The organism is Candidatus Phaeomarinobacter ectocarpi (genome assembly GCF_000689395.1).
Taxonomy (GTDB): Bacteria; Pseudomonadota; Alphaproteobacteria; order CGMCC-115125; family CGMCC-115125; genus Pyruvatibacter; species Pyruvatibacter ectocarpi.
In genome coordinates, this window is record NZ_HG966617.1 from 619,981 (window position 1) to 645,393 (window position 25,413).

Here is a 25,413-nt window from a genome sequence, read left to right on the forward strand (position 1 = left end):
GCTGATCTGGCAATCTTCTTGAACAGGGATTTGCTCCGCCTTCAGTCCTGGCAGTCAGCGTCGTTTTCAGGATCAAGCAGCTTGTGCAGATGCACGATGAAGTAGCGCATCGCCGCATCGTCAACGGTGCGTTGGGCTGCCGACTTCCAGGCGTCGTGTGCCTTGGCGTAGTTGGGATAGACACCCACAATGTCGAGCTTGGACACGTCCTCGAATTCAGTGTCAGCCAGATCCGTCAGGCGGCCGCCCATGACGAGATGCAGCAGCTGCTCGGGTTTTTCTTCGCCTGTGGCGGTGTCGTCGCTCATGATGTCATGTCTCCCCACAAAACACGCTCCCGGTATCAGCCCGGCAGCACTATCGCACCAATACGGTCATGCAGCGCGCGATGCAACGCAGGCCCTGCGGCAACCACCGTGCGGTGGCGCGGGTCCTTGGCATTATAGGTCAGACCCTCGCCCGTGTGGCTGGTCATATGGCCGCCCGCCTCGTGCACGATGAGGTCGGCGGCTGCCAGATCCCAGTCGTTTTTCCAGTTCATCACCAGCATGGCGTCAAAGTCGCCGGATGCGACGAGGGCCCCGCGATAGGCGATGGAGTTGCGCTGGGCGATGTCCATGGGTGGCCATTTTTGCGGCCAGGCCGGGTGCTGGAACATGTCAGCGGCCCCCAGCATGCGGCAGCCTTCCACGTCCGGCACGTCGGTCACTGAAATCGGCGTGCCGTTGAGGAGCGCGCCCTTGCCGGACTGCGCTTCAAAGAGTTCGTCCGTTGCCGGGTTGTAGATGGCACCGGCCACCGGGCGGCCATTGTCGATGAGCGCTGCCACAACCGCGAAATGCGGGCGGCCCTTGATGAAGGCGCGAGTGCCGTCGATCGGGTCCACCATCCATTGCCGGGTGGTCTCGAGACGGGCGGCATCATCTTCGGTCTCTTCTGACAGCCAGCCATAGTCCGGTTGGGCGGCACGCAGCCGCTGCTTCAGCAGGGCATCGACGGCCAGGTCCGCTTCGGTAACGGGTGTGCCGTCCTTCTTGTCCTGGGACGTGACCCCGGCCTTGAAATGCGCAAGCGCCAGCGCGCCGCCTTCACGCACAGCCTCCAGCAAAATGGCGTGGTCTGAGGCGACATCAAGCGCGCTTTTCAAATCAGGCTCCGGCAATGGTCATGCCTTCAACGCGCATGGTGGGCGCATTCGTGCCGTAGCGGAACACAAGATCGCTGGCCGGTGTCATGGCCATGAACATGTCCTTGAGATTGCCTGCGACCGTGATTTCCGTGACCGGGAAAGTCAGCTCGCCATTCTCGATCCAGTAGCCTGCAGCGCCGCGTGAATAGTCACCGGTAATGCCGTTGACGCCCATGCCGATGAGCTCAGTGATGTAGAAGCCTTCCGTAATGTCCGCCATCAGCTCTTCAACGCTGAGCTTGCCTGCTTCCATGTAGAGATTGGTGGTGGAGGGACCCGGAGGGCCTCCGGTGCCGCGCGCCGCGCGGCCGGAGGTTTCAAGCCCCAGCTGACGGGCGGAAGATGAATCCATGATCCAGCTTTGCAGAACACCGTCGTCAACCAGCGCCAGCTTTTCAGCAGCAACGCCTTCGCCATCAAACGGCTTTGACGAGCGGCCGCGCACAATGCGCGGGTCATCCACGATGGCAAGTCCTGACGCCATCACCTGCTCACCCATCCGGTCCTTCAGGAAACTTGTGCCGCGCGCCACAGAAGACCCGGACACAGCACCCGCCAGATGACCGACAAGACCACCGGAAACGCGCGGGTCATAGATGACCGGCACGGCCTGGCTTTTCATCTTGCGCGGGTTGAGGCGTTTGACGGCTTTATCCGCCGCACTCTTGCCAACTGTTTCAGGCGCATCCAGCTCTGACAGATGCCGCGACGACGTGTAGTCGTAGTCACGCTCCATGCCGGTGCCTTCGCCCGCAAGGACGGAGCAGGAGATGGAGTGGGAGCTGCCTGAATACGTGCCTTCAAAACCGTCACTGGTGACAAGCGCCACCTGCGACCGGCTCCAGCCGGCACCTGCCCCCATGGAATTGGTCACGCCTTCCACATCAAGCGCTGCTTTTTCAGCCGCTTCCGCGCGCGATGCCAGCGTGTCCGCGTCAGGCTCTTGGCCATCATCCAGATCAAGATCGGCAATGTCTGTGGCGAGGCGGGATTTGTCTGCCAGACCGCAATAGGGATCATCCGGCGCGATGCGCGCCATGGCGATGACGCGCTCAACGGCTTCGTCCAGGGCCGGGCCGCTTGTGTCCGTCAGGGAGACCACCGCCTGCCGCATGGCCCCGTCGTCACCCTTGACCATGGCGCGGATGCCAAGATCCGTGCCCTCAGAGCGTTCCACATCTTCAAGTTTGCCCATCCGGAACGAGACACCCAGCGATGTGCCCGCCGCGGCAATGGCGTCCGCGGCATCGGCACCGGCGGCCATGAGTTTCTTGACGGCGGTGGACGCAAGCTCGAGATCGGTCTTGGACGGAATGGTCATACGGGTAATCGGCCTGAAAAAGACGCCTGAAAAAGACGGGGAAACGTGCGCAAAACTGTGGACTCACGCGGGCGTGAGGCTGGTATAGCGCGCGAATGGGCTATAAGTCCTCATATAGCCTGAATGCAGGGCGCATGCGCCCCTCAGGCAGCAAAATTGCTCAGTTTTTTCGGGGGGCTGACATGAGAATGAGTGGTTCAAACCGGCATATCCTGCGCGCGGGCCTTGTGGCAGGCGTGCTTGCCACCCTTCTGGCCGCCTGTGCCGGGGGTCGGGACCAGCCCATCGCCAAGCGAATCTATGAATTGCACCCCGGCGGCCAGCCATCCCCTGAGCATTTTGTCATCTGTTCGGGCCATGGCTGCTATGAGCGCCACGACGTGCATCTGTCCGAAGGCCAATGGGAAGGCGTGCGATCTGTTTTTGCGCAGGCTCCCGCCAATGCGGAGGAAGAGCGCAAGCTGATTGGCCTTGCGGTGTCAAAACTTGAAAAGCTGGCAGGCGCGCAAACCGGCACTGATGCGGATCTGGGCGGCACCTATTCAAATTTCTGGCTCGCCAACCAGCTCGATTGCGCCGATGAGACCGTCAATACGACGACTTATCTCAAGCTCCTGATGGCGGATGGTCTGATAGCGAAACACCGGCTTGGTGGCCGGCTCCACAAGGGCGACATCATCGATTACCTGCCGCACATGGCACCCACCATCATCGACCAGGAAACCGGGACGCAGTGGGTCGTGGACAGCTGGTATCTGGACCATGGCGAGCCGCCGGAAATTACCACGGCTGCTCTGTGGCACACGGACTACGAGACCTGGGGCTCCACTGGCAAACCAGCGCGCCCGTGAGGTCTCGTTAGCCGCAGACAGATGTTAGCCAAACACGATCCAGAGACATCCAACGCCCAGCGCCAATATGCCGAACCAGGTGGACAGCGTGCCGATCTGACGGAAAAGCGAAATGCCGTTGCTGATGCCGATGGCGTGACCGACGCGGCCGACCGTGACCAGCAGACCGGCAATATGGATCAGCGTTGTGGAAGCGCCCAGCAGCGCCAGCGCAATCAGACCCGGCAGGGCGATAGCAACATATTCAACATTGTTGCCGTGGGCGCGCATGGCGCGCTCCAGATCGTCATTGCCGCCAGTGCCCAGGCTGATTTCATGCTTGGCGCGCTGACGCACCACCAGAATGGCGAGTACCAGCGTCAAAATGAGATTGAGCCCGATATAGAGCCCGACTGCTTCTGTCTGTGTTCCAACCATGTCATCCCCCGTTCTTGTTGATTTGATGGGGCGGAGTATTGGTCAGTTCGCGGCAAACCGCCAGACCCGCGCATTGCGCACGTCGGTGTCGTCAAGCTCGCGGGAGGATTTGACCCCGTAGCCGATCACCGGCTCGAGGTCCTTGCGCGGCAGGAAAGTGCGGCCGGGGTCGCCGATCAGTACCTCGCGGCCTGCTTGGGCTTCATCGCCCAGCCAGTCCCGCACCCGTTCGGCAACGGATTGCTCGTAGCAGATGTCACCGGCGATGATGACGTCGAAGTCGGCAAGGCTCTCGCCCACCAGATCGTCGGTGGATGTGTCGAGAGCAATGTCGTTGGCGTCCGCGTTCATCTGCGCAGCGACGGCGGCAAGAGGATCAATGTCAGCGGCCAGCACATGAGTGGCGCCGGAGAGTTTGGCGGCAATGCCGCTGATGGCACTGCCGGAGGCAAAGTCCAGCACGCGCTTGCCGTGAACCCGCTCCGGCTCATCCAGCAACAGCCGCGCCAATGCCTGTCCGCCCGCCCAGGCAAATGCCCAATAGGGCAGGACGATGCCATCGTCCCACAGATCGCGCTGGGTCTTGTTCCACAGGGGCGCGCGTTCGTCAGCCAGATGAAGTTTTATCTCGGGCACAAGTGGTGCCGTCTGAACAACAGAATTACCGGCGACATACGCGTGGGGGTCTACCTCGGCGGGGCGGACCTCAAGATCAGGCGGCGTCATCAAGCTGCATTCGGTTTGGCGGACGTGTCCACCTCATCAAAACCTTCAGAAATGATGCCGGAGACACGCCGGGTGCGGGCGTTGTGCACCATCTCGCCGGGACGGTCCTCATCGTCAGATCGCGACGTGGCCATCTTGATGACGTCGAAATAGCTGTCCTTGATTTCCATCTTGTCGCCGTGGCCATTCGCCAGCAGATATTTGTGCAGCTTGGGCAGGTTGTAACAGGGCACCCACATGAACAGGTGATGCTCCACGTGATAGTTCACATAACCCGGCGCCAGCACCAGCCGCATGAACCAGTTGGCCTTGGTGGTGCGCGCGTTGCGGAACGGGTCACTGTCGTCCGGCACCATGGCGTGCTCGGCAATGTTGCGAATGCGCGTGACAGCCTGATGCCAGGTCAGCATGGGCAGCACCCAGAGCAGGAAATAAAGATACCACTGGCCGGCCAGCGCCAGGATCGAGAACAGCACAAGATTGGTGAAGGCCGCTGGCCCAAGCTTGGCAGCAAACCGGTCGATGCGCTTGTCCCACGGCAGCGACGGGTCGCCCAGCGCGTTGAGGATCTGTGCCTTGCGCTGCTGGTAGCCGGTCTGCCCGGTGATATCGCGGATGAACTTGCGGCGGAAACTCTTGCGCGTGATCGGGAACGGCTTGGAGAGGATCAGGTCGGGATCGTTCTCCTGCTGCGTGTTCATATGGTGGGTGAGGTGATAGCGGCGATAGGACATGGTCTCTGCCAGCATCGGATAGGCGCACAGCCACTGCGACAGAAACATGTTGAGGGAGGGGCTCTTGGTCAAAACCCCATGCGCACCGTCATGCATGCCGATGGCCAGCCCCAGTTGCCGCGTGCCGATGATGATGACGGCAGCGATGAAAGTGAGCGGGTTCGGCCAGATGGCAAACATCGCCATGGCGCCGAAAATGAGCATCCAGCTGAAGGCCACGACCCAGATGCCTTTGAGGTCGGATCGCTCTTTCACTTCGGCGAGCTGTTGTTCGGTCAGAAGATCAAGCGGATTGATCATGGGACATGTCCTCGTTCCGGTCTGTGTTCATTGTGTTGTTGGTCGCATGGGGATCAAGTCCCGCCATGCGCAAGACGGTATCAATCAGGGCATCGGCATCCGGCACGTTGTCCGGGCCGTGCAATGTCAGGGCGGACGGGATGGCACCGGCAATGGCAGCCGCCGTGACATGCGCATCAAGCGCTGGAATCTCGCGCGCGGCCTGTGCCTCGCGCATCAGCCGTTCAAAAATGGCCGCGTGACGGCGGCGATAGGCAAGGCGTTCGTCCGCAAGGGCTCCATCCACCGGTTCCGCGAGCAGGGCGTGCGCCTGTTTGGCGCCACGCACAGCGCGTGTGGTGAAAGCGTGCACGACGTCCCGCAGCCGGGCCGCCGGCAAGCCCGGTCCAGCGGCAATGTCTTCAAGTCGCGACATCTCTGCGTCCGACACCGCCCGGAACACGTCCAGCAGCAGTGCCTCGCGGGAGGCGAAATAGCGATACAGCGTCCCCGTCGCCACGCCCGCATCGCGGGCAACTGCCGCCATGCTGGCAGCCTGAAACCCGCCGGAAAACACAAGCGCGCGCGCCGCATCAAGGATGCGCGCACGGTTGGCCTCCAACTGGGCCACCACTTTGCCGGTTTTGCGATACGCCAAGAAATGAAACTCCATTCAGGTCTTGATGAAATGAACCACGGTTCATGGCTTGGAGTCAATGCGTGTCGCGGTGTGAGGAGGGGAGCGGGGTGATGCTTGGACCGTTGTTTAGAGTTCTCACCCACCCCACGCCGCCATCCCACGGCTTGACCGGGGGATCCATTCGGGGCCTGAGCAGGTAACCGATATCCTTGGATTGTCCGGTTAAACCGGACAATGGCGAAGCTGGGTGGGTGGAAATGGAGTCCGATCACATTCCCCCTCCCGTATCCCCGGGCTTGACCCGGGGTCCACTCGCGGTGGCTGTGCAGTTGATTGTTTGCGAGTAGGCCCCGGATCACGTCCGGGGCTACGGAAAGTTTTTTCAGGAATCTATCCCCGGTCTTCTTGGCGGCCTCATACTGGGTGCGCCTCGTGCTTGAGGGCATCCCGGACCGTCCGGGCTTGGGCATGGGGGCGGATGGCCTTGTGGGCCGCTTGCGGGTAACGAACGCAGGTGACCATGAGGCGGCAAAGGCTCGGCCCGGCGCGTAAAGTAAGATCGCCCCGGTGGACGTGCATGCGGACGCGACACATGGCCAGACCGGTGTCGGAATGCATGTGTGACCGGTAGCAGGGCTGCGGTGGAACACTGCGAGGTAACGCCTCGCGCCATTGCTTGTGCCCCAGCCGAAGACCATCCGTAACGGGAGCGCTGCTTACGAGCGGCACTCGATACAGTTCTTGATCACAACGGCCGGGCTGCCACGGCAGCGCTCCCGTTCTCCCTCATTCGCGAGGGGCAAGACAGCACCTCACCTTCGCAGGCGATCCGCCTACGGAGCATTTGGTATAGGCAAACGAAAACAGCGCCCGCGGTTTCCCGCAGGCGCTGCTTGAAGTCAGTCGTCACGTTTTGTCACGTGTTATGGGGGCGTCTTAGGCTGCGTGGGCGTGCCCTGGATAGCCGCCGATAAACCCTTCATCTGCGTCGTCGAAGGGGAGTGACATTTGTCGGGAATGGTCTTTGGTCGACGCAAAGTCGGTGTCCGCAAGGCGCACAGGCTCATAAGGCAGACCCGCAAAGGCGCTTATGGAGGCAGCAATGGCGTTGAGCCAAATCTTCAGAAAGTCAGTCATCTTCAGGCTCCCGGTTTTCTTCGTCGAGCAAGGACAATTCCTTGGCATCTGTAGTGTGACGTGAAAATCGGTCCGGGAGGCCAAAAGAGCAATGCATGTCCCTGGTCATCAGGGCTGCACCGCTCGCATGGCTGCTGTCAGAAATCGCAGTTTTGCGGGGGAATTTACGTTTCGTCAGTAGCCTGACCATCTGCCATGCAGCAGTGCATGGCCGCGCGCCTCGAACACCCGGCAGAAAGGCAGAGCTGCCTAGTCTGGAAGGCGGTGGCGCACGTAAATGGCCTTGCGCTCATACATGCCTTCAAAGGCAAACATCTGCAGGACGAAATCACGGCTGGCGTTGCTCACTCGGGACAGCGCGGCGGGGATGGCAGATAGGGACATGGTGTCTCTCCGTTCAGCTCACAGGAACAACCATGTGTTCCCGTGTTGATAAGGGATACGACAAGACGTTCGTGGTGGATCATGTGTGACCAAAAAACGCCCGGCACGGGAGAAAGTTCCCTCCCATCGAGCGGTTTTACAGGGACGTGCCCGGCGTTCCGGCAAACAGGCAGGCCAGAATGATGATCCCGAAATCCCGGTTGGACTTGAAGGCCGCCAGGCATTCCTCGGGGCGGTCCAGATCCGTATCGCGCACCTGCCGCATCAGATGGAAGCCGCCCATGAACAGCCCGGCAAAATAGACCCAGCCAATACCCGCAAAGACGCCTGCCAGCCCAAGGAAGACAAGTGTCAGCCCGTAAAAGCCCCACAGCCATGTCTTGGTGTTGGCCCCGAGCCGAAGGGCTGTGGATTTCACCCCGATCAGCGCATCGTCTTCCTTGTCCTGATGGGCATAGATCGTGTCATAGCCCAGCGTCCAGCAGATGCCGGCCAGATAGAGGAATATAGGTGCCAATGTGAGCGATCCGGTGACAGCCGCCCAGCCCATCAGTGCACCCCAGTTGATGGCAAGGCCCAAAAAGACCTGCGGCCACCAGGTGAACCGCTTGGCAAATGGATAGATGGTGATCAGTGCCAGCGATGCCACGCCAAGCCCGATAGCAGCCCAGCTGAGCTGAATGAGAATGAGAAAGCCGATCAGCAGCAGCACGCCCAGAAAGATCAGCGCAGATGACCCACTAACCTGACCGGACGGAATGGGGCGGCTGGCCGTGCGCGCCACCTGCGCGTCGATCTCCCGATCGGTGTAGTCGTTCCACACACAGCCCGCGCCCCGCATCACGAACGCGCCAACCAGAAACAGGCCGATCAGATAAAGGATCTCGGGGTAGAGCACATATTTCCCGACCTGCGGCGCGGCCAGAACAATGGCCCACGCGCCCGGCCAGAACAGCAGCCACGTGCCGATGGGCCGGTCGGCCCGCATCAACCGAAGATAGGGCCGCGTGCCCGCCGGCGCCCACCGGTCCACCCAGTTATCTGGAGCGGCATCGGCAACGCTCCCGGACTCGTCAGGCTCGTTATCTTGAGGAACTGTCATGCAACCCGTGATACTTGGGGACATCATGTCGAGCAACCGTACAAATCTGATTCGCCTTTTTGTCGCTGCACCGCTGGAAGCGGATGTGCCCATCGATCTGCCGTCGGAGCAGGCCCATTACCTCGCCAATGTCATGCGCAAGAAGGCGGGCGACGAAGCGCTGGCCTTCAATGGTGAGGATGGCGAATGGCTGATCCGGCTGGATGAAATCGGCAAGAAGCGCGCCCAGGCAACACCGGTCGAGCGCACCCGCAAGCAGACCACAGGCCCTGACCTGCATTTGCTGTTCGCCCCGCTCAAGCGCGCCCGCATCGATTATCTGGCGCAAAAAGCCACAGAAATGGGCGCGGCCCTTTTGCAGCCCGTCGTGACCCGGCGCACCCAGGCGGAACGGGTCAAGACGTCCCGCCTGCTGGCAAACGCTGTGGAGGCCGCCGAGCAATGCAATCTGCTGTTTGTGCCCACCGTCGAAGAACCCGCAAAGCTTGAAACCGTGCTCACGCGCTGGTCCCGCGAGCGGCAGATTTTGTTTTGCGATGAAGCCCTGCCCGGTGCGGACGTACCCGCGCCCGCAGACTTTTTGCGCAACCTGCCCGACGGCGTGAAGCAGGCCCCCTGGGCCATTCTCATTGGCCCTGAAGGCGGCTTTGACCCCGCCGAGCGAAAGATGCTCGAAGCCATGCCCAATGCGCACCCCGTCGCCCTTGGCCCGCGCATCATGCGGGCCGATACGGCGGTGGTGGCCGCGATGGCGCTGTGGCAGTCGGTGCTGGGAGACTGGCGCTAGCGTGCTTGTCTTCTAACGCGCAAGGGCTGTGATCTTGAGTTCCATGCGCGCGCCGGGGAAGGCCAGTTCGGTTGTGCCGACTGCCGTCCATGCCGGATAGGGCTCGTTGATATACTTGTCCTTGACCGCCATGAACGTGCCGATGTGCTCCTGCAGCCCGATATGGAAGGTGGTCATTTCCACAATGTCGGTGAAATCCAGCCCGGCTTCCGCCAGCACCATCTTGGCCTGCTGAAATGCCGCTTCAAATTCCTCCGTCGGGTCAGCCGGCACCGCCCCATCAGCGCCGGTGCCCAGAATGCCGGACATATGCAGCAAGCCACCGGCGCGCACACCCGGTGCGAATTTGAAATTCTGGTAGGTGGGTTTCAGGGCATCTGGAAGAATGAGATCGCCAGCCATGGATATGTCCTCAAATTGGGGGAGTGATCGTGATTATCGCCAGTCTGTCGCGATTGAATGTGGCCGCCTACCCACTATTCAGCCAATCATCCTGCGTGGTTTGGCCAAATGATTGGCTCAACCTTGTGACTTGTGCGGAATTGCCCAAGCCCTTACATGACCAAGGGTCCAAATTCGGCGCTATGCTGGGCAGGACAGGGAAGGCCGATCAACGGCCAGTAACACCCAAATGGGGACCGGGCCCGTAGAGGCCCAGAAGAATGGCCCGCAGAGGCCCTGAAGGAACGTTCGGTATGTCGGCACCTCCCACAACGCGTGAGACGACCCCACCCGTCGAAACACGCGACGAGCTCGTGGCCTATCTGGCATCCGGCTCGAAGCCTGAGACCGACTGGCGCATCGGCACCGAACACGAGAAATTCGGCTATCGCATCGGCGACTTCTCCCCCATGCCCTACGACAACGCACCCGGCGAAACCGGCGCGACCGTAAAGGCGATGCTGGAAGGCATGCAGCGCTTTGGCTGGGAGCCTGCGTTCGAAGGCGACAATATCATTGCGCTCATGGGCTCTGACAAGACCGGCGGCGGGTCCATCACGCTTGAGCCGGGCGGCCAGTTTGAGTTGTCTGGCGCGCCGCTGGAAACCCTGCACGACACCTGTGACGAAGTGCATACCCATCTTGATCAGGTGGCGACGGTTGCTGGTGAAATTGATGCGGGCTTCATCGGCCTTGGCTTTGCGCCGCGCCGCTCCCTGGCAGACACACCGGTGATGCCCAAGGGCCGCTACGGCATCATGCGCAACTACATGCCCAAAGTCGGCAGCCGTGGGCTGGACATGATGTTCCGCACGGCAACAGTGCAGGTAAATCTCGATTTCTCGTCAGAAGCCGACATGGTGCAGATGTACCGCATCTCGCTCGCGCTGCAGCCGATTGTGACGTCGATCTTTGCCAACTCGCCCTTCGTTGATGGCAAGCCCAACGGCGTGCTTTCCAACCGCGCAAACGTCTGGCTCGATACCGACAAGCATCGCACAGGCATGTTGCCGTTCGTCTTCGAGGACGGGTTTGGCTTTGAGCAATATGTCGATTACGCCCTCGATGTGCCGATGTATTTCGTCCATCGCAATGGCACGTATGTCGATGTCTCCGGCCAGTCCTTCCGTGACTTCATGCAGGGCAAGCTCAAGGGCCTTGAGGGTGATCGCCCGTCGATGGACGACTGGGAAAACCACCTGACAACCATTTTTCCCGAAGCCCGCCTCAAGCGGTTCATTGAAATGCGCGGCGCTGACGGTGGCCCCTGGCGGCGTCTGTGTGCGCTACCGGCTTTCTGGGTCGGACTGTTCTACGACAAGGCCTCTCAGGAAGCAGCCTTCGATCTGGTCAAGGACTGGACCGAGGAAGAGCGCGAACAATTGCATCGCGATGTGCCGGTGCACGCACTCAACACCAGGTTCCGCGATCATACGGTGCTGGACATCGCCCGCGATGCATTGGCGATTGCCAAGCAGGGCCTCAAGGCCCGCGCCCGAAGCGACGGCTTTGATGGCGACGAACGTGGCTTCCTGGCAGCCGTTGAAACCACGGTAGATAGCGGCCGCACCCCGGCCGAAGAGATGCTCGATCTCTACAACGGCAAATGGCAGGGCAATCTCGACAATCTCTTTGCCGAGTATTCCTACTAGCCGCGCAGCAGTATTGCAGACCTAGTCTTCGAACAGCCCCAGTTCTTCCATCCGGTCGAGGATGGAAATGGGTTTGCTGCTCAGCACTTCGTGGGCTTCGTCGTCCAGCGCGAAATTGATGGTCTCAAGCGCGTCGTCGCGGGCGACCAGCAGCTGCGCAATATCGTCCCTGAACAATCCAAAAAGATGGCTGAACCACTGGTTGGCCAGGGGGGCATCAAATGCGTCCGTGCAGGTGAGCCGGTCGAGCAACGGCAGGATGCTTTTGGCTGTCACCATGGCTTCGTCGGTCACCCAGCGATTGGTGGTGAACAGCTCAATCGGCAGGCCGGTGGCATCCATGGTGATGGCGATGACGTGAAACAGATCATCGGCTTCCAGCGTCGTGGCGTCTTCATCGGCGGCGGAAATCGACTTTACGTCGCTCGCTGTATCCCCGGCCTTCAGAAAGATGTGAAAATGGCCGTGCTCATGTCCCGCACGGTGGCCGTGATAATAAATCTGCACACCGCTCCGGCTGTCGCGGGCGTCCCCCGGCGGGTAGTGCGTCCAGCTTTCAAAGGGAGCATCGTCGTCAAACGTGCCAATGGTCAGGGTGACGGGATTAAGTCCCTGTTCCGCCATCTGGGCACCGGCATCCACGAGGCCGAAGGCGGCGTCTGCCAACTCATCGGTGAGAGGGGCATCGACGCGCGTGTCACCGGGCGTATCAAGAATGGGAGCGGCCATGGGAGTGGTCAGGGTCATCAGCGTAAATCGGGATAATGAAAGTGTCCGAGCTGCCTGTGTCAGCAGCCCGGACATCTCAGTCAGCTACTGTGCTGCACCGCAAGGGCTGCATGGGTTGGCCTTGGCCGCACCGCATGGGCTGCACTTTGCTGCACCACATTTTGCTGCGGCACAGGGGCTGCATGGGTTGGCCTTTGCACCAGCACATTTTGCACCAGCACATGGGCTGCAGGCAGATGTGCGCTTGGCACCACAGCCATAGGCACCACAGGCAGCAGACGCGGGCTGCGCAACAGCAACGGCTGCAGCCATCATGGCAGCAGAACCAAGAACGACAGATGCGCGGGACATACGGCGCGTCTTGGGCGTAGAGGATTTCGACATGGGATGTTTCCTTCGATTGAACAATGTGAAGACCACGCCGAAACCGGTGTTGTGGATGGGCGGCCTTGCGGAAAATGTTGATCCGGTATGCGCCGCCCCGCAATTAACGCCTGCACACAAAACGGGTAGCGTCCTAGCAAACGCGTGAGGGTGCGTGAGGAATCTTAACGGCGGGAAGAAGCAAGAGGGATGAAACGTATTTTGATCCTCGGCCCCGGTGGCGCAGGCAAGTCAACGCTCGCCAGGAAGCTGGGCGAAAAACTCGACCTGCCCATCGTCCATCTGGACCAGCATTACTGGCAGCCCGATTGGACCCCGATGGAGGAAAGCCGGTGGCCAGAGGTGGTGGCTGACCTCACGGCCGGCGACCGCTGGGTCATGGACGGCAATTTTGGGGGCACGCTGGACCTGCGTCTGCCCCGGGCTGATCTGGTCGTGTTTCTGGACGTTGGCCGCTGGCAAAGCCTGTGGGGCGCCTTCACCCGCGTCCTTAAACAATCAGGTCAGGTGCGCAGCGACATGGCACCCGGCTGTCCCGAGCGCTTCGACGCCGAGTTCTTCATCTGGCTCTGGAATTTTCGCCGCGACACGAGGCCGGTGCTTGAAGAGGCCTTTGCTCGGCATCCACAAACGCCGATGGTGAGGCTGACGTCCCGCAGGGAAATCCAGCAATGGCTGGACGCCCTATAGCGCCGGTCGGGGTGCGCTTGGCGGTTAAGCGGCCGTCCCGCCCACCGTCAGTGCTTCCATGTGCAGTGTTGGCTGGCCGACGCCGACGGGGACGCCCTGACCGGCCTTGCCGCAGGTGCCGATGCCGGTGTCCAGCTTCATGTCATTGCCGATGGCCTTGATGCGCGTCAGGGCGTCAGCGCCGTTGCCGATAAGAGTCGCACCCTTGATCGGCGTCGTCACCTTGCCGTCTTCGATCATGTAAGCCTCGGTGCACGAGAACACGAACTTGCCGTTGGTGATGTCCACCTGACCGCCGCCAAAGTTTGTGGCGTAGATGCCTTTCTTCACGCCCGCGAGAATTTCGCCCGGGTCGCGATCACCTTCGGTCATGTAGGTGTTGGTCATGCGCGGCATCGGCTGGTGCGCAAAGCTTTCGCGGCGACCATTGCCGGTTGCCGCCACACCCATGAGGCGCGCATTGAGGCGGTCCTGCATGTAGCCCTTGAGAATGCCGTCTTCGATCAGCACCGTGCGCGACGTCGGCGTACCTTCATCGTCCACGGTGAGCGACCCGCGCCGGTCGTCCAGCGTGCCATCGTCGACGACCGTGACGCCGGGAGAGGCCACGCGCTCACCCATCAGCCCGGCAAAGGCACTCTGGCCCTTGCGGTTGAAGTCACCTTCAAGGCCATGGCCGATGGCTTCGTGCAGCAGGATGCCCGGCCAGCCCGGCCCAAGCACCACATCCATTTCACCCGCCGGGGCAGGCACCGCTTCGAGATTCACAAGCGCCTGACGCAGGGCTTCGTCAGCGCCCGCCTGCCAGCTCTGGGTCTCGATGAAGCGTGTGTAGTTTTCCCGGCCACCGGTGCCGAACGTGCCGGATTCCTGGCGGTCGCCGTCGCCCACCACAACGCTGACATTGAAACGCACGAGAGGACGCACATCGCGCACGATCTGTCCGTCGGCACGCAGGATCATCACCGCCTGCCACTCGCCGGAAAGGGACGCAGACACCTGGCGTACGCGCGAATCCTTGGCACGGGCATAGGCATCGATTTCCTGCAGCAGCTTGACCTTCTCTTCAAAAGATGGGCCGCCCAGCGGATTGTCGTCGCCATACAGATGCGCGTTTGTTGCCTGCGGTCCCGCCGCCATGGAGCCTGAGTGACCAGCCTTCACAGCCTGCACCGCATCCGCCGCCCGCTTGACGGCGGCTTCCGACAGGTCAGACGCATGGGCATAGCCCGTTGCTTCACCGGCCACACAGCGCAGGCCAAAACCCTGGCCCGTATCAAAGCTCGCGGTTTTCAGGCGCCCGTCATCAAAGGCCAGCGCCTCAGACTGGGTGTATTCCAGAAACAGCTCTCCATCGTCCGCGCCTGTCAGCGTGTCAGAGACGATCCGCGTCAGACGGTCAGGATCAAGACCGGCGCGGGTGAAGAAGAGTTCATCAGGAGTGGGCATGGGGCCTCGTGGTGATTGATTTTTGGTTTGGGCAACAGACAGTTGTCGGCGGACGCGTCATTCAAGGATCAATATCACATTACTATGTCGTTCACTGCCAGCGTTCCCGTGTTCAGATATGATTTCAACGATCGTATCGAAGGCGGTCGGCTCGTCATTCCTCCGCATTTCCGAACGGGACTTGCCTGAACTGGTCCAATGGATTGTGAACCGGTCGTCAGGGGTCCCAAAGCCACCTCGAAGCACGTCATTTAGAGCGTCAAGGTTTCGACTCCAAGATTCATTTGGAATGATGGTCCGCTCGAACTCGTCATAGAATTCAACTGTTGATCGAATTTTGTGGCCATCCAAAATGTATGTTCTGGTCACTGAGGTCTCCGAAGGGCTTAAGGCATATCATCCAGCAGCGCCTGAACATTCGGGTGACGTGATCCCGGATCATTGGCCACAAGATCCTCAATGGGGACCAGGCGGCCGGGCATGCCTGACAGGTCACAGGGCACATGCACCTTGGATGTGCGGTACATGGGCCACTGGGTGATCCGCAGCGTTTCGAGGTCCACCAGGAATACGCCGTTGATGCGGCCAAACCAGTTGTCCCAGTCGCTGAACTTCCAGCTCTGCCACCCCGAAGGTGGCGGCGCGGTGATGTCCGCGACCGATTGGGGGTGCGCCGCGCAAAAGCCGACAGCTGACCGACCGGGGTCGCGGGGGTCCAGATAGGGCGCTGCCATTTCAATGAGGGCAGGGGCTGAACCGCCGTCTTCTGCAATGTGAAGCCCCGCGGAAATTTTCCGCCCGTAGTGGAAATGGATGAGTGCCTCGTCGCGCATGCCGTCGCTCTTTCTGGTTGGCGTTCGCTTGCTGCGAATGCTTTGCATTTATACCCGACTAGACCTAGGGCACCAACGCCGCGGCACCAGTGCCAGCGTGCAAAAGGCCTAACATGCTGTTGTCACAGGCAAATCCGGCGCGCATTTGCTGCTCGGTTTGCGGGCAATCCGGCGGGCGGGAAAACCCCGCATTCAAGCCAAAAACGATACCGCGCGCCTATTTTGGGTCAAAGTGTCGCAAAAAGAAGCCGCGTACTCGCTACGTGCGCAAGCCACGCTATACTTATCGCTAGCCTACAGGGGTGGGATTCGCCTGTCGTTTGGTGCGCAAGGTTTCGTTTGCGTTACCGGCGCGACGTGCTAATCGTCCGCTCCTGCACGAAATGACCCTGTGTTTCCACGGGTCCTGCATCAAGAATTACGACCCGGATTATCACTGGGATTACGACTGGGGATGTCGAGCATGGCGACTTACTTGCCGAAGATTTTTATGGGCCTTGCCTTTCTGGCCGCGATGATCATCGCGGGGACTGCCGGCGCGGCGCAGCCTGAGCCCTGGCAGATGGGCTTTCAGCCGGCCGCCTCCCCGGTGATGGAAAGCATCAATTCCTTCCATAACTTCCTGCTCTGGATCATCACGGCGATTACGTTGTTCGTGCTGGCGCTGCTGCTCTATTGCATGGTGCGCTTCAATGCGAAGGCAAACCCCGTCCCGTCAAAGACTTCGCACAACACCACCATCGAAGTGCTCTGGACGGTAATCCCGGTCCTTATCCTCGTCGCAATTGCCATTCCGTCCTTCCGCCTGTTGTATCTTGAAGCGGTGGTGCCGGAGAGCGAAGTGACGATCAAGGCGACGGGCTACCAGTGGTACTGGGGATATTCGTACCCGGACAATGGCGACTTTGAGTATTTCGCCAACATGATCGAAGAGCCTGATCTGGCGCCTGGTCAGCCGCGCCTGCTGGCAACGGACACGAAGGTCGTTGTGCCGGTGGATACAAATGTGCGCGTGATCGTTACGGCAGCGGACGTCATTCACAACTGGGCGATGCCTGCGTTCGGCGTGAAGATGGACGCTGTGCCCGGCCGCCTCAACGAAACATGGTTCAACGCTTCTGAGACCGGCATCTACTATGGCCAGTGCTCGGAGCTGTGCGGTGTCCGTCACGCCTTCATGCCCATCGAGGTGCATGTGGTGGAGAAGGACGACTTCAACGCCTGGGTTGCCAGCGCTGAAGAGGAATACGCCCTCAACGGCACCATTCCTGACTCACCGCTGGACCAACAGACACTTCTGGCTGACGCGCGCAACTAGCGCGGCGCTAATCCGACGATCGAAACACCACCTGCTCACTTAAAGGACTAAACCGATGGCGAGCGACGCTACACACGCAGATCATCACGAAGATCACCCGACCGGTTGGCGGCGATACGCCTACTCAACCAACCACAAAGACATCGGTACGATGTATTTGATCTTCGCCATCATTTCAGGCGTCATTGGCGGCCTGATGTCGGTTCTGATCCGTGCCGAACTTCAGGCACCGGGCGACCAGATCCTGGGCGGTGACTACCACTTCTACAATGTGCTGGTGACGGCGCACGGCCTGATCATGATCTTCTTCATGGTGATGCCCGCGATGATCGGTGGCTTCGGCAACTGGTTTGTGCCGCTGATGATTGGTGCGCCAGACATGGCGTTCCCGCGCATGAACAACATCTCGTTCTGGCTTCTGCCAGCAGCTCTTGGCCTGCTCGTCATCTCGCTGTTTGTCCCCGGACCGCCGGGCGCCAATGGGGTTGGCGGTGGCTGGACGATCTATCCACCGCTCTCAACGTCCGGACAGCCCGGACCGGCGATGGATTTTGCCATCCTCGCGCTGCATATCGCAGGTGCCTCCTCCATTCTGGGTGCCATCAACTTCATCACGACCATCTTCAACATGCGCGCGCCGGGCATGACCCTGCACAAGATGCCGCTGTTCGTATGGTCGGTGCTGGTCACAGCCTTCCTGCTGCTGCTGTCGCTGCCTGTTCTGGCCGGCGCCATCACCATGCTGCTGACGGACCGCAACTTCGGCACGACCTTCTTTGATCCTGCCGGTGGCGGTGACCCGATCCTGTTCCAGCATCTGTTCTGGTTCTTCGGTCACCCTGAAGTGTACATCCTGATCCTGCCGGGCTTTGGCATGGTCTCGCACATCATCTCCACCTTCTCGAAGAAGCCGGTCTTCGGCTATCTCGGCATGGCCTACGCCATGGTCGCGATTGGCGCCGTCGGCTTCATCGTGTGGGCGCACCACATGTATACGGTGGGTCTCGATGTGGACACGCAGGCCTACTTCGTCTTCGCCACCATGGTGATCGCGGTGCCGACCGGCGTGAAGATATTCTCCTGGATCGCCACCATGTGGGGCGGCTCCATCGAGTTCAAAACACCCATGTTGTGGGCCGTCGGCTTCATCTTCCTGTTTACGCTTGGCGGCGTAACGGGCGTGGTGCTGGCCAATGCCGGCGTCGACCGGTCCCTGCATGACACCTACTATGTGGTGGCTCACTTCCACTACGTGCTGTCGCTGGGTGCCGTGTTTGCCATCTTTGCAGGCTGGTATTACTGGTTCGGCAAGATGTTCGGCTACTCCTACTCGGAGTTCATCGGCAAGCTGCACTTCTGGGTGACGTTCATTGGCGTGAACCTCATCTTCTTCCCGCAGCACTTCCTGGGTCTTGCTGGCATGCCGCGCCGCTACGCCGACTATCCGGATGCCTTTGCTGGCTGGAACTATGTGTCGTCCATCGGCTCATACATCTCGGCGTTCGCTGTCCTGATCTTCCTGTGGGGCGTCATTGAAGCCTTCATGGCGAAGCGCAAGGTTGCCGACAACTACTGGGGCGAAGGCGCAACAACCCTGGAGTGGACCCTGTCGTCACCTCCGCCGTTCCACCAGTTCTCAACGCTGCCCCGCATCAAGTAGGGCACGCAATCAAGGATGAAGCGCTGATATGAGCGACATCACCTATACGCAAAGCGGGGGCTCCAACGGGGCCTCCGTTTCTGCTTCCCAGCCAGCACCTGGCTATATGGAAGCTGACATCGCGGACTATTTCGCGCTGCTGAAGCCGCGCGTGATGTCGCTTGTCATCTTTACAGGCCTCGTCGGCATGATGATCGCCCCGGGCAGCATTCATCCGCTCACAGCATTCACGGCTCTGCTGTGCATCGCGGTTGGCGCGGGCGCATCCGGTGCACTCAACATGTGGTGGGATGCAGACATCGATGCGGTCATGGAGCGGACCGTCAATCGTCCGATTCCAAAGGGCGTTGTGTCCGCGCAGTCAGCTGCCGCATTCGGTGCAACACTGTCGGCCGCTTCCGTGTTCGTGATGGCAGCTCTTGTTGGATATCTCCCCGCGGCGCTGCTGGCCTTCACGATCATCTTCTACGTTGTCGTCTATACAATGTGGCTCAAGCGCGCGACATCGCAGAACATCGTTATCGGTGGTCTTGCCGGTGCGCTTCCCCCGGCCATTGGCTGGGCTTCGGTAACCGGGAGCCTTGCCGTCGAGCCGTTGGTTCTTGTGGCCATCATCTTCATGTGGACGCCACCCCATTTCTGGGCACTGGCCCTCGTGCGCAATGACGACTACACCCGCGCTGGCATTCCCATGCTGCCGGTGGTGGCCGGACCTGACGCGACACGCACGCAGATACTTCTCTACTCGCTGGTTCTTGTGCCGCTGGGGGCTGCCCCTCTGGTGCTTGGCTTTGGCGGCATCGTCTATGCTGTGGCGTCACTTGGTCTTGGCGCCGGGTTCCTGGCGCTGGCAGTCAATGTATGGCGACATCGCAGCGGCGACATCGCGAACACGTCAGCGATGCGGCTATTCGGCTTTTCAATCTTCTATCTTTTCGCACTTTTCGCGTCCCTTTTGATCGAGCGCATGGCGGGTCTTGCCGCCTTTGCGCCATGGATATAGGGCACGCGAAGAATGACTGACCATGAGGACAAGACGACCGAAACAACGACGGTAACGCTCACCCCGGAGCAGCAGGCGCGCCTGCGCCGCCGCAACATCGCTGTCGCTTTGGGCCTCATCGCCATGGTGGGACTATTCTTCGCAATGACTTTGGTCCGGCTCGGCGGTAACGTCGCAGACCGCACCTATTAGTGAAGAGGTGACTAAGATGACGGCAACAGTTGCAAACAACCGGCTCGCCAAGCGCGAAAAGCAGATCGTCATGGCCTGCGCCATTGTGGTTGGTGGCATGGTCGGCATGGCCTACGCAGCCGTGCCCCTGTATGACCTGTTTTGCCGTGTGACCGGATATGGCGGCACCACCCAGGCGACATCTGAATTTTCTGATGTGATTCTGGATCGCGTCGTCACCGTGCGTTTTGACGCCAACACCAACCGCGACCTCGACTGGGGCTTCAAGCCACAGCAGACCGCGACTGACATCAATGTGGGCGCAGACGGTCTGGCGTTCTACACCGCTGAAAACCGCTCCAATCGCCCCATTGTCGGCACCGCGACTTACAACGTCACACCTCAAAAGGCCGGCGTGTACTTCGCCAAGGTGGAGTGCTTCTGCTTCACCGAGCAGCTGCTGATGCCGGGCGAAAGCATCGACATGCCCGTTACATTCTTCGTTGATCCGGCCATTGCTGACGATCCGAACATGGACGACGTGTCGACCATCACGCTGTCATATACTTTCTACGAAAAAACGAATCCGACGACACAAATCACGGCCTCCGCTAACTAGCGGAGTACACAAATTGTCACCTCCGCTGACCAGCGGGGTAATTGGAACACCTGCCCCCAGTCATGTAGGCTGAGGGCAGACACGACTTTAAGAGCATCCGGGGACACGACATGGCCGACGCACACGCCAAAGAGCATGATTATCATCTGGTAGATCCCAGCCCGTGGCCGTTTGTCGGCTCAATCGGCGCCTTCATCATGATGGTGGGCGGTGTCGTCTACATGAAGCCGGACCCGGTTCTGGGTATGTCCGGCCCATGGGTCTTCTACATTGGTCTCGCCATGGTGCTTTACACCATGGTTGGCTGGTGGCGCGACGTCACCAAGGAAGCTGAGCATCAGGGTCACCACACACCGGTTGTGCAGCTCCATCACCGCTACGGCATGGTGCTGTTTATTGCGTCTGAAGTGATGTTCTTCGTGGCCTGGTTCTGGGCCTATTTCGACGCGAGCCTGTTTACCGGCGAAGTGGCGCAATATGCCCGCGTTGAAGCAACGGGCGGTGTCTGGCCACCGGTCGGCATCGAAACGTTTGACCCGTTCCACCTACCGCTGATGAACACGCTGGTATTGCTGACATCCGGCACGACAGTCACCTGGGCGCATCACGCGTTGCAGAACGGCGACCGTGAAGGCCTGAAATGGGGCCTTATCTGCACCGTTGTGCTGGGCGTGCTCTTCTCTGCCCTTCAGGCCTACGAATACAGCCACGCAGCCTTCGGCTTCTCGGGCAACATTTACGGCGCAACCTTCTACATGGCGACCGGTTTCCACGGCTTCCACGTGATCATCGGCACCATCTTCCTGGCCGTCTGCCTGTTCCGCGCTTATGCGGGCCACTTCACCGCGAAGCATCACTTCGGGTTTGAGGCCGCAGCCTGGTACTGGCACTTCGTGGATGTGGTCTGGCTGTTCCTGTTCGCCGCCATTTATGTGTGGGGCGCGGGGACACCTGCGGCTCACTAGCGGGCCTACGACGCGCTTGAACAACTTTGAACGCGACAACAGCGCTCCAGCCGTCTCCCCCTTTGTGGCGGGACTGCTGGGGCGCTGTCCTCGTTGTGGCAGGGGAAACCTCTTCAACGGTTTCCTGACTGTCGCTGACCGCTGCCCGTCCTGCGATCTCGACTATGCCAAGGTGGATACAGGCGACGGGCCTGCGGTCTTCATCATTCTCGTGGCCGGCTTCTTCATTGTCGGCCTGGCGCTGATTGTGGAAGTCTCATACCAGCCGCCCTACTGGGTGCACGCCGTCATCTTTCTGCCGTTGGCCTTGGGTGTGCCGCTTGGGCTGTTGCGCCCTTTCAAGGCCACCCTCATCGCCCTGCAGTTTCACAATCGAGCCCGTGAAGGACGACAGGATATGGGAGACGATCCGTCATGAGTCTGCGTCCCATGCTGTGGCCCACGGTGTTTGCCGTTCCCGCCCTCATTGTCCTGATCCTGCTTGGCAACTGGCAGATGGAGCGCCTTGCGTGGAAGGAAGACCTTCTCGCCCAGATCGAGCAAGGCATGACAGCGGACCCGGTACCCCTGCCGCCCAGCGACACATGGGCATCAATTGACCCGTCCATCCAGCGCTACGTCTCTGCCTCCGTCACCGGCGCTTTCGATCATGGCAACGAAGCGCATGTCTACATTTCGTCGCTGAGCGGAGAACCGGGATATCACGTCATTACGCCTCTGCAACTGTCCCAGGGTGGATGGCTCCTGGTTGACCGGGGCTTTGTGCCGATTTCAAAAAAGGCGGCAGATACACGGGCCGCCGGCCAGGTGACGGGCGAAGTGACAGTGCAGGGGGTGCTGGTGGTCCCCGATGAGGCCAATGCGTTCACCCCGGAGCCCGATCTCGTCAAAAATGTCTGGTATCACCGCCCCATTGACCGTCTTGCCGCCGAAGCGGGTATCTCACCGGTCTTTCCAATGCTGATGGATGCAGGCCCCTCATCCAATCCGGGTGGCCTCCCGGTAGGGGGGCAGACCCGACTTGAGCTCAAAAACCCGCATCTGGGCTATGCCCTGACCTGGTATGGCCTGGCTGCGACCCTGATCGGGGTCTGGCTGGCCTTCTTCTTTGCCGGCGGCCGGGCGGCGAAGGATGCATAGCAACTCGCTGATCCGGCCCTTGCCCCGATAAACCCCTGCGGCCTATGGTGCGCCGCTTTCAACCCCCGGCACACGACAAACCGCGGAACACGACAAACACATGCGTTACGTATCCACCAGAGGCGACGCGCCCATCCTTGATTTTGAGGATGTGCTCCTCTCGGGCCTTGCCCGTGACGGCGGCCTCTATGTGCCGGAAACATGGCCCGCATTGAGCTCGGCGGACTTCGCTGATATGGCCGGCCGTCCGTACACGGAAGTGGCTACCCGCATTGTAACGCCGTTCGCCCCATCCATTTCGCAAGCTGATGTGGCATCCATGGTGGATGCCGCTTACAGCACCTTCTCGCATCCCGCCGTCGCGCCCCTGGCGCAGCTGGATGCCAATGAATTTTTGCTCGAGCTGTTCCATGGGCCGACGCTGGCCTTCAAGGATCTGGCGATGCAGCTGCTCGGTCAGCTTTTCTCCCACGTGCTGACCAAGCGCGGAGAGAAGGTCACGATTGTGGCCGCGACCTCCGGTGATACGGGCGGGGCAGCCATTGAAGCCTTCGCAGGTCTTGAAGCGGTTAACATCGTCGTCCTGCATCCCAAGGGCCGCGTCTCTGATGTACAGCGCCGCCAGATGACCACGGTGCAGGCATCCAACGTGCACAATGTGGCGCTGGACGGGAACTTTGATGATTGCCAGGCCATCGTCAAAGCCATGTTCAATGATCTTGATTTCCGCGACCGGGTGAAGCTCGCGGCCGTGAACTCCATCAACTGGTCCCGCATTCTGGCGCAGGTCGTATACTACGTGACCGCCGCCACAACCCTGGGCGCGCCTCACCGCAAAGTCTCGTTCTCCGTGCCGACCGGCAATTTCGGCGACATCTTTGCGGGCTATGTCGCCAAACGCATGGGCCTGCCCATCGACAAATTGATCGTTGCGACCAACATCAACGACATTCTGGACCGCACCCTCAAGATGGGCAGCTACACCGTCGAAGGCGTCACGCCAACGGATGCGCCCTCCATGGACATTCAGGTCTCCAGCAATTTTGAGCGGTTGCTGTTTGAAGCCTATGGCCGTGACGCGTCCAAGGTGCGCGCCGCCATGGGCGCACTGACCCAGTCCGGCAGCTTTACCATTGATGATCCTGCCATCTCGGCCATCCGCAGCGACTTTGGGTCCGCGCGCGTCAGCAATGATGCCATGCACGCGACCATGCAGCAGGTATTCAAGTCCTTGGGAATGCAGATTGATCCGCATACGGCAGTCGGACTTGCCGCCGCGCGCGATACGCTGGACCCGACCGGGGCTCCAATGGTGACACTCGCAACCGCACACCCGGCCAAATTCCCGGCAGCGGTTGAAAAGGCCACAGGCCAACACCCAAGCCTACCGCCGCATTTGACCGATCTGTTCGACCGCGAGGAACACATGACGGCGATGCCCAATGATCTGCGCGAAATGCAACGCTTCGTCGAAGAAAAGATCGCCGCCTCATGACGGTGACCGTCTCGCATCTCGACAATGGACTGACCATCGTCACCGATGAGATGCCGCACATCAAAACGGCAGCTGTTGCCCTGACAGTGAATGCCGGTGCACGTCACGAAACGCCGGAGCAGCACGGCATCGCGCATATGCTTGAGCACATGGCGTTCAAGGGAACGACCACGCGCTCCGCCGCCGAAATTGTGGGTGCGATCGAACGCGTCGGCGGGTCGCTTAATGCAGCCACGTCCCATGAAAACACGGTCTATGCGGCCCGCATTCTCGCCGAAGACGTGCCGCTGGCGATCACGTTGATTGCGGACATTCTTGAAAACTCCCGCCTTGAGGCGGATGAGCTTGCCCGCGAACAGGGTGTTGTCCTGTCTGAAATCGGCGAAGCAGAAGACACGCCGGACGATCTGGTCTTCGAGATGATGTCTGAAGCAGCCTTCCCCGATCAGCCGCTGGGCCGACCGATCCTCGGCACCCGTGACAGCGTGCGCGCCATGACGGCAGACAGTATTCGCGGGTATCTCGCCTCCCACTACCGGCCCGGTGCCATGATCCTGAGTGCGGCCGGCGCCGTTGATCACACAACCATCGTGGCCCTCGCCGAAGAAGCTTTCCAGGCAAAGGGGTCAACCCCCGCCAGCGCCTTTGGCAAAGCCGCCTACACAGGCGGCACCACAGCCCGGGCCCGCGACCTGGATCAGACCCATCTGGTGCTTGGCTTTGAGGGTGCCGCAACCGGCAGCGATGACTTCTTTACAGCGGACATCGCCTCCACCGTCCTTGGCGGCGGCATGTCGTCGCGACTGTTTCAGGAAGCCCGTGAAAAACGTGGCCTTTGCTATTCCATCTACGCCTATAGCTGGGGCTTCGCTGAGACCGGCTTGTTTGGCGTGTATGCAGGCGCTGCGCCCACGGATGTGGAGGAGCTGGCCCGCGTCATTCATGGCGAGGTAGCTGACATGGCGGCGAGTGCCAATGAGGATGAGATCGCCGCAGCACGGGCCCAGTCAAAGGCCGGGCTGTTGATGAGCCTTGAAAACTGCGCCTCCCGCGCCGAACAGGTCGCCCGGCATCTGGTGGTCTTCGGCAAGGTTCTGTCTGCGGACGATCTGGTGGCCCGGCTCGATGCCGTGACCACGGATGATGTGCGCCAGTTCATGGGACGGCTTGCAACGCCGACGTCCTCCCCCACAGTCTCAATCGTGGGTCCAAATGCGTCTCTTGCCAGTGCGGATGGGTTCGCGGCACACTTTCAATCGTAATGTCCACCAAACGAACAAGACCGCTCGATAGTTCC

The 25,413-nt window shown here is 60.5% G+C and carries 29 protein-coding genes; 14 read left to right on the top strand and 15 right to left on the bottom strand.

Annotated elements, in window-relative coordinates:
* Nucleotides 1-41 precede the first annotated feature (41 nt).
* From BN1012_RS02955 to BN1012_RS02965, 3 genes are read right to left on the bottom strand one after another with little or no spacing between them, the layout of a single operon-like run.
* On the bottom strand, nt 42-308 hold the full coding sequence (locus BN1012_RS02955; protein ID WP_043948462.1) for a DUF4170 domain-containing protein: 267 nt from the start codon (nt 306-308) through the stop codon (nt 42-44).
* A gap of 35 nt (nt 309-343) precedes the next feature.
* The gene (locus tag BN1012_RS02960) at nt 344-1,147 is read right to left on the bottom strand and encodes a 3'(2'),5'-bisphosphate nucleotidase CysQ (protein ID WP_171815893.1); all 804 of its coding nucleotides are present in this window, start codon (nt 1,145-1,147) and stop codon (nt 344-346) included.
* A gap of 1 nt (nt 1,148) precedes the next feature.
* Complete coding sequence (locus tag BN1012_RS02965) at nt 1,149-2,510, bottom strand: TldD/PmbA family protein (RefSeq protein WP_081826170.1); 1,362 nt, start codon at nt 2,508-2,510, stop codon at nt 1,149-1,151.
* A gap of 188 nt (nt 2,511-2,698) precedes the next feature.
* Here BN1012_RS02965 and BN1012_RS02970 point away from each other — a divergent pair, with 188 nt between their 5' ends.
* On the top strand, nt 2,699-3,361 hold the full coding sequence (locus BN1012_RS02970; RefSeq protein ID WP_043948464.1) for a hypothetical protein: 663 nt from the start codon (nt 2,699-2,701) through the stop codon (nt 3,359-3,361).
* 24 nt (nt 3,362-3,385) lie between these two features.
* Here the strand turns inward: BN1012_RS02970 and BN1012_RS02975 are convergent, their stop codons facing one another.
* The 7 genes from BN1012_RS02975 to ubiA all read right to left on the bottom strand — a co-directional run bounded on the left by BN1012_RS02975 (nt 3,386) and on the right by ubiA (nt 8,780).
* The gene (locus tag BN1012_RS02975; RefSeq protein WP_043948465.1) at nt 3,386-3,778 is read right to left on the bottom strand and encodes an MAPEG family protein; all 393 of its coding nucleotides are present in this window, start codon (nt 3,776-3,778) and stop codon (nt 3,386-3,388) included.
* Nucleotides 3,779-3,820: 42 nt separating this feature from the next.
* Nucleotides 3,821-4,504: a class I SAM-dependent methyltransferase gene (locus tag BN1012_RS02980; protein WP_043948466.1), complete on the bottom strand. Its 684-nt coding sequence runs from the start codon at nt 4,502-4,504 to the stop codon at nt 3,821-3,823.
* Complete coding sequence (locus BN1012_RS02985) at nt 4,504-5,538, bottom strand: fatty acid desaturase family protein (protein WP_043948467.1); 1,035 nt, start codon at nt 5,536-5,538, stop codon at nt 4,504-4,506. Before BN1012_RS02985 ends, BN1012_RS02980 begins: the two co-directional genes overlap by 1 nt.
* The gene (locus BN1012_RS02990; RefSeq protein ID WP_171815894.1) at nt 5,522-6,175 is read right to left on the bottom strand and encodes a TetR/AcrR family transcriptional regulator; all 654 of its coding nucleotides are present in this window, start codon (nt 6,173-6,175) and stop codon (nt 5,522-5,524) included. The genes BN1012_RS02985 and BN1012_RS02990 overlap by 17 nt, the downstream gene beginning before the upstream one ends.
* A 918-nt stretch (nt 6,176-7,093) precedes the next feature.
* Nucleotides 7,094-7,294, bottom strand: coding sequence for a hypothetical protein (locus BN1012_RS02995; protein WP_043948468.1), 201 nt, complete (start codon nt 7,292-7,294; stop codon nt 7,094-7,096).
* A 249-nt stretch (nt 7,295-7,543) separates the two neighbouring features.
* Entirely contained in the window at nt 7,544-7,678 is a 135-nt protein-coding gene (locus BN1012_RS17835) for a hypothetical protein (RefSeq protein WP_275450961.1), read from the bottom strand.
* Nucleotides 7,679-7,814: 136 nt separating this feature from the next.
* The gene (gene ubiA / locus BN1012_RS03000) at nt 7,815-8,780 is read right to left on the bottom strand and encodes a 4-hydroxybenzoate octaprenyltransferase (RefSeq protein WP_043948469.1); all 966 of its coding nucleotides are present in this window, start codon (nt 8,778-8,780) and stop codon (nt 7,815-7,817) included.
* Between ubiA and BN1012_RS03005 the strand changes: the two genes are divergently transcribed.
* Nucleotides 8,779-9,567 (top strand): 16S rRNA (uracil(1498)-N(3))-methyltransferase, encoded by a 789-nt coding sequence (locus BN1012_RS03005; RefSeq protein ID WP_244442936.1) that lies wholly within the window; start codon nt 8,779-8,781, stop codon nt 9,565-9,567. The genes ubiA and BN1012_RS03005 overlap by 2 nt on opposite strands.
* A gap of 12 nt (nt 9,568-9,579) precedes the next feature.
* Here BN1012_RS03005 and BN1012_RS03010 read toward each other — a convergent pair whose 3' ends face one another.
* A complete protein-coding gene (locus BN1012_RS03010; protein WP_043948470.1) occupies nt 9,580-9,969 on the bottom strand; it encodes a RidA family protein in 390 nt (129 codons plus the stop codon).
* 293 nt (nt 9,970-10,262) lie between these two features.
* Here BN1012_RS03010 and BN1012_RS03015 point away from each other — a divergent pair, with 293 nt between their 5' ends.
* Nucleotides 10,263-11,660 carry a glutamate--cysteine ligase gene (locus BN1012_RS03015; protein WP_043948471.1) on the top strand — a complete coding sequence of 466 codons (1,398 nt, stop codon included), beginning with the start codon at nt 10,263-10,265 and terminating at the stop codon, nt 11,658-11,660.
* 21 nt (nt 11,661-11,681) lie between these two features.
* Here BN1012_RS03015 and BN1012_RS16575 read toward each other — a convergent pair whose 3' ends face one another.
* A complete protein-coding gene (locus tag BN1012_RS16575; RefSeq protein WP_052534451.1) occupies nt 11,682-12,389 on the bottom strand; it encodes a DUF6969 family protein in 708 nt (235 codons plus the stop codon).
* Nucleotides 12,390-12,962: 573 nt separating this feature from the next.
* Here BN1012_RS16575 and BN1012_RS03030 point away from each other — a divergent pair.
* On the top strand, nt 12,963-13,463 hold the full coding sequence (locus BN1012_RS03030; RefSeq protein ID WP_043948473.1) for a P-loop NTPase family protein: 501 nt from the start codon (nt 12,963-12,965) through the stop codon (nt 13,461-13,463).
* A 24-nt stretch (nt 13,464-13,487) separates the two neighbouring features.
* Here the strand turns inward: BN1012_RS03030 and tldD are convergent, their stop codons facing one another.
* From tldD to BN1012_RS03040, 3 genes are read right to left on the bottom strand one after another with little or no spacing between them, the layout of a single operon-like run.
* Entirely contained in the window at nt 13,488-14,912 is a 1,425-nt protein-coding gene (tldD, locus tag BN1012_RS03035) for a metalloprotease TldD (protein ID WP_043948474.1), read from the bottom strand.
* 57 nt (nt 14,913-14,969) lie between these two features.
* Entirely contained in the window at nt 14,970-15,281 is a 312-nt protein-coding gene (locus BN1012_RS17900; RefSeq protein WP_081826171.1) for a barstar family protein, read from the bottom strand.
* Nucleotides 15,282-15,298: 17 nt separating this feature from the next.
* Nucleotides 15,299-15,745, bottom strand: a complete 447-nt coding sequence (locus BN1012_RS03040) for a hypothetical protein (RefSeq protein ID WP_043948475.1) — start codon at nt 15,743-15,745, stop codon at nt 15,299-15,301.
* Nucleotides 15,746-16,208: 463 nt separating this feature from the next.
* Between BN1012_RS03040 and coxB the strand changes: the two genes are divergently transcribed.
* The 10 genes from coxB to BN1012_RS03090 all read left to right on the top strand — a co-directional run bounded on the left by coxB (nt 16,209) and on the right by BN1012_RS03090 (nt 25,378).
* Nucleotides 16,209-17,063: a cytochrome c oxidase subunit II gene (gene coxB / locus BN1012_RS03045; RefSeq protein WP_171815895.1), complete on the top strand. Its 855-nt coding sequence runs from the start codon at nt 16,209-16,211 to the stop codon at nt 17,061-17,063.
* Between the two features lie 55 nt (nt 17,064-17,118).
* Complete coding sequence (gene ctaD, locus BN1012_RS03050; RefSeq protein WP_043948477.1) at nt 17,119-18,723, top strand: cytochrome c oxidase subunit I; 1,605 nt, start codon at nt 17,119-17,121, stop codon at nt 18,721-18,723.
* 106 nt (nt 18,724-18,829) lie between these two features.
* Nucleotides 18,830-19,726: a heme o synthase gene (locus tag BN1012_RS03055; RefSeq protein ID WP_043950574.1), complete on the top strand. Its 897-nt coding sequence runs from the start codon at nt 18,830-18,832 to the stop codon at nt 19,724-19,726.
* A gap of 12 nt (nt 19,727-19,738) precedes the next feature.
* Nucleotides 19,739-19,918, top strand: coding sequence for a hypothetical protein (locus BN1012_RS03060; RefSeq protein ID WP_043948478.1), 180 nt, complete (start codon nt 19,739-19,741; stop codon nt 19,916-19,918).
* Nucleotides 19,919-19,934: 16 nt separating this feature from the next.
* Nucleotides 19,935-20,516, top strand: a complete 582-nt coding sequence (locus BN1012_RS03065) for a cytochrome c oxidase assembly protein (protein ID WP_043948479.1) — start codon at nt 19,935-19,937, stop codon at nt 20,514-20,516.
* A gap of 110 nt (nt 20,517-20,626) precedes the next feature.
* Entirely contained in the window at nt 20,627-21,481 is an 855-nt protein-coding gene (locus BN1012_RS03070) for a cytochrome c oxidase subunit 3 (protein WP_043948480.1), read from the top strand.
* 16 nt (nt 21,482-21,497) lie between these two features.
* Nucleotides 21,498-21,899: a DUF983 domain-containing protein gene (locus BN1012_RS03075; RefSeq protein ID WP_043948481.1), complete on the top strand. Its 402-nt coding sequence runs from the start codon at nt 21,498-21,500 to the stop codon at nt 21,897-21,899.
* Nucleotides 21,896-22,621, top strand: coding sequence for an SURF1 family protein (locus tag BN1012_RS03080; protein WP_043948482.1), 726 nt, complete (start codon nt 21,896-21,898; stop codon nt 22,619-22,621). Before BN1012_RS03075 ends, BN1012_RS03080 begins: the two co-directional genes overlap by 4 nt.
* 100 nt (nt 22,622-22,721) lie before the next feature.
* Nucleotides 22,722-24,116 carry a threonine synthase gene (gene thrC, locus BN1012_RS03085; RefSeq protein WP_043948483.1) on the top strand — a complete coding sequence of 465 codons (1,395 nt, stop codon included), beginning with the start codon at nt 22,722-22,724 and terminating at the stop codon, nt 24,114-24,116.
* Nucleotides 24,113-25,378, top strand: coding sequence for a M16 family metallopeptidase (locus tag BN1012_RS03090; protein ID WP_043948484.1), 1,266 nt, complete (start codon nt 24,113-24,115; stop codon nt 25,376-25,378). Before thrC ends, BN1012_RS03090 begins: the two co-directional genes overlap by 4 nt.
* Nucleotides 25,379-25,413: the final 35 nt, after the last annotated feature.

Coding starts and splice junctions, on each gene's coding strand:
- ctaD (WP_043948477.1), top strand. CDS start 17,119: ATGGCGAGCGACGCTACACACGCAGATCATCACGAAGATCACCCGACC.
- BN1012_RS16575 (WP_052534451.1), bottom strand. CDS start 12,389: ATGGCCGCTCCCATTCTTGATACGCCCGGTGACACGCGCGTCGATGCC.
- BN1012_RS02985 (WP_043948467.1), bottom strand. CDS start 5,538: ATGATCAATCCGCTTGATCTTCTGACCGAACAACAGCTCGCCGAAGTG.
- BN1012_RS03060 (WP_043948478.1), top strand. CDS start 19,739: ATGACTGACCATGAGGACAAGACGACCGAAACAACGACGGTAACGCTC.
- BN1012_RS02975 (WP_043948465.1), bottom strand. CDS start 3,778: ATGGTTGGAACACAGACAGAAGCAGTCGGGCTCTATATCGGGCTCAAT.
- BN1012_RS02970 (WP_043948464.1), top strand. CDS start 2,699: ATGAGTGGTTCAAACCGGCATATCCTGCGCGCGGGCCTTGTGGCAGGC.
- BN1012_RS03005 (WP_244442936.1), top strand. CDS start 8,779: ATGCAACCCGTGATACTTGGGGACATCATGTCGAGCAACCGTACAAAT.
- coxB (WP_171815895.1), top strand. CDS start 16,209: ATGGCGACTTACTTGCCGAAGATTTTTATGGGCCTTGCCTTTCTGGCC.
- BN1012_RS03055 (WP_043950574.1), top strand. CDS start 18,830: ATGGAAGCTGACATCGCGGACTATTTCGCGCTGCTGAAGCCGCGCGTG.
- BN1012_RS03040 (WP_043948475.1), bottom strand. CDS start 15,745: ATGCGCGACGAGGCACTCATCCATTTCCACTACGGGCGGAAAATTTCC.
- BN1012_RS02955 (WP_043948462.1), bottom strand. CDS start 308: ATGAGCGACGACACCGCCACAGGCGAAGAAAAACCCGAGCAGCTGCTG.
- BN1012_RS03015 (WP_043948471.1), top strand. CDS start 10,263: ATGTCGGCACCTCCCACAACGCGTGAGACGACCCCACCCGTCGAAACA.
- tldD (WP_043948474.1), bottom strand. CDS start 14,912: ATGCCCACTCCTGATGAACTCTTCTTCACCCGCGCCGGTCTTGATCCT.
- BN1012_RS17835 (WP_275450961.1), bottom strand. CDS start 7,678: ATGTCCCTATCTGCCATCCCCGCCGCGCTGTCCCGAGTGAGCAACGCC.
- BN1012_RS03080 (WP_043948482.1), top strand. CDS start 21,896: ATGAGTCTGCGTCCCATGCTGTGGCCCACGGTGTTTGCCGTTCCCGCC.
- thrC (WP_043948483.1), top strand. CDS start 22,722: ATGCGTTACGTATCCACCAGAGGCGACGCGCCCATCCTTGATTTTGAG.
- BN1012_RS03010 (WP_043948470.1), bottom strand. CDS start 9,969: ATGGCTGGCGATCTCATTCTTCCAGATGCCCTGAAACCCACCTACCAG.
- BN1012_RS03090 (WP_043948484.1), top strand. CDS start 24,113: ATGACGGTGACCGTCTCGCATCTCGACAATGGACTGACCATCGTCACC.
- BN1012_RS03030 (WP_043948473.1), top strand. CDS start 12,963: ATGAAACGTATTTTGATCCTCGGCCCCGGTGGCGCAGGCAAGTCAACG.
- BN1012_RS03070 (WP_043948480.1), top strand. CDS start 20,627: ATGGCCGACGCACACGCCAAAGAGCATGATTATCATCTGGTAGATCCC.
- BN1012_RS02965 (WP_081826170.1), bottom strand. CDS start 2,510: ATGACCATTCCGTCCAAGACCGATCTCGAGCTTGCGTCCACCGCCGTC.
- ubiA (WP_043948469.1), bottom strand. CDS start 8,780: ATGACAGTTCCTCAAGATAACGAGCCTGACGAGTCCGGGAGCGTTGCC.
- BN1012_RS02980 (WP_043948466.1), bottom strand. CDS start 4,504: ATGACGCCGCCTGATCTTGAGGTCCGCCCCGCCGAGGTAGACCCCCAC.
- BN1012_RS02995 (WP_043948468.1), bottom strand. CDS start 7,294: ATGACTGACTTTCTGAAGATTTGGCTCAACGCCATTGCTGCCTCCATA.
- BN1012_RS03065 (WP_043948479.1), top strand. CDS start 19,935: ATGACGGCAACAGTTGCAAACAACCGGCTCGCCAAGCGCGAAAAGCAG.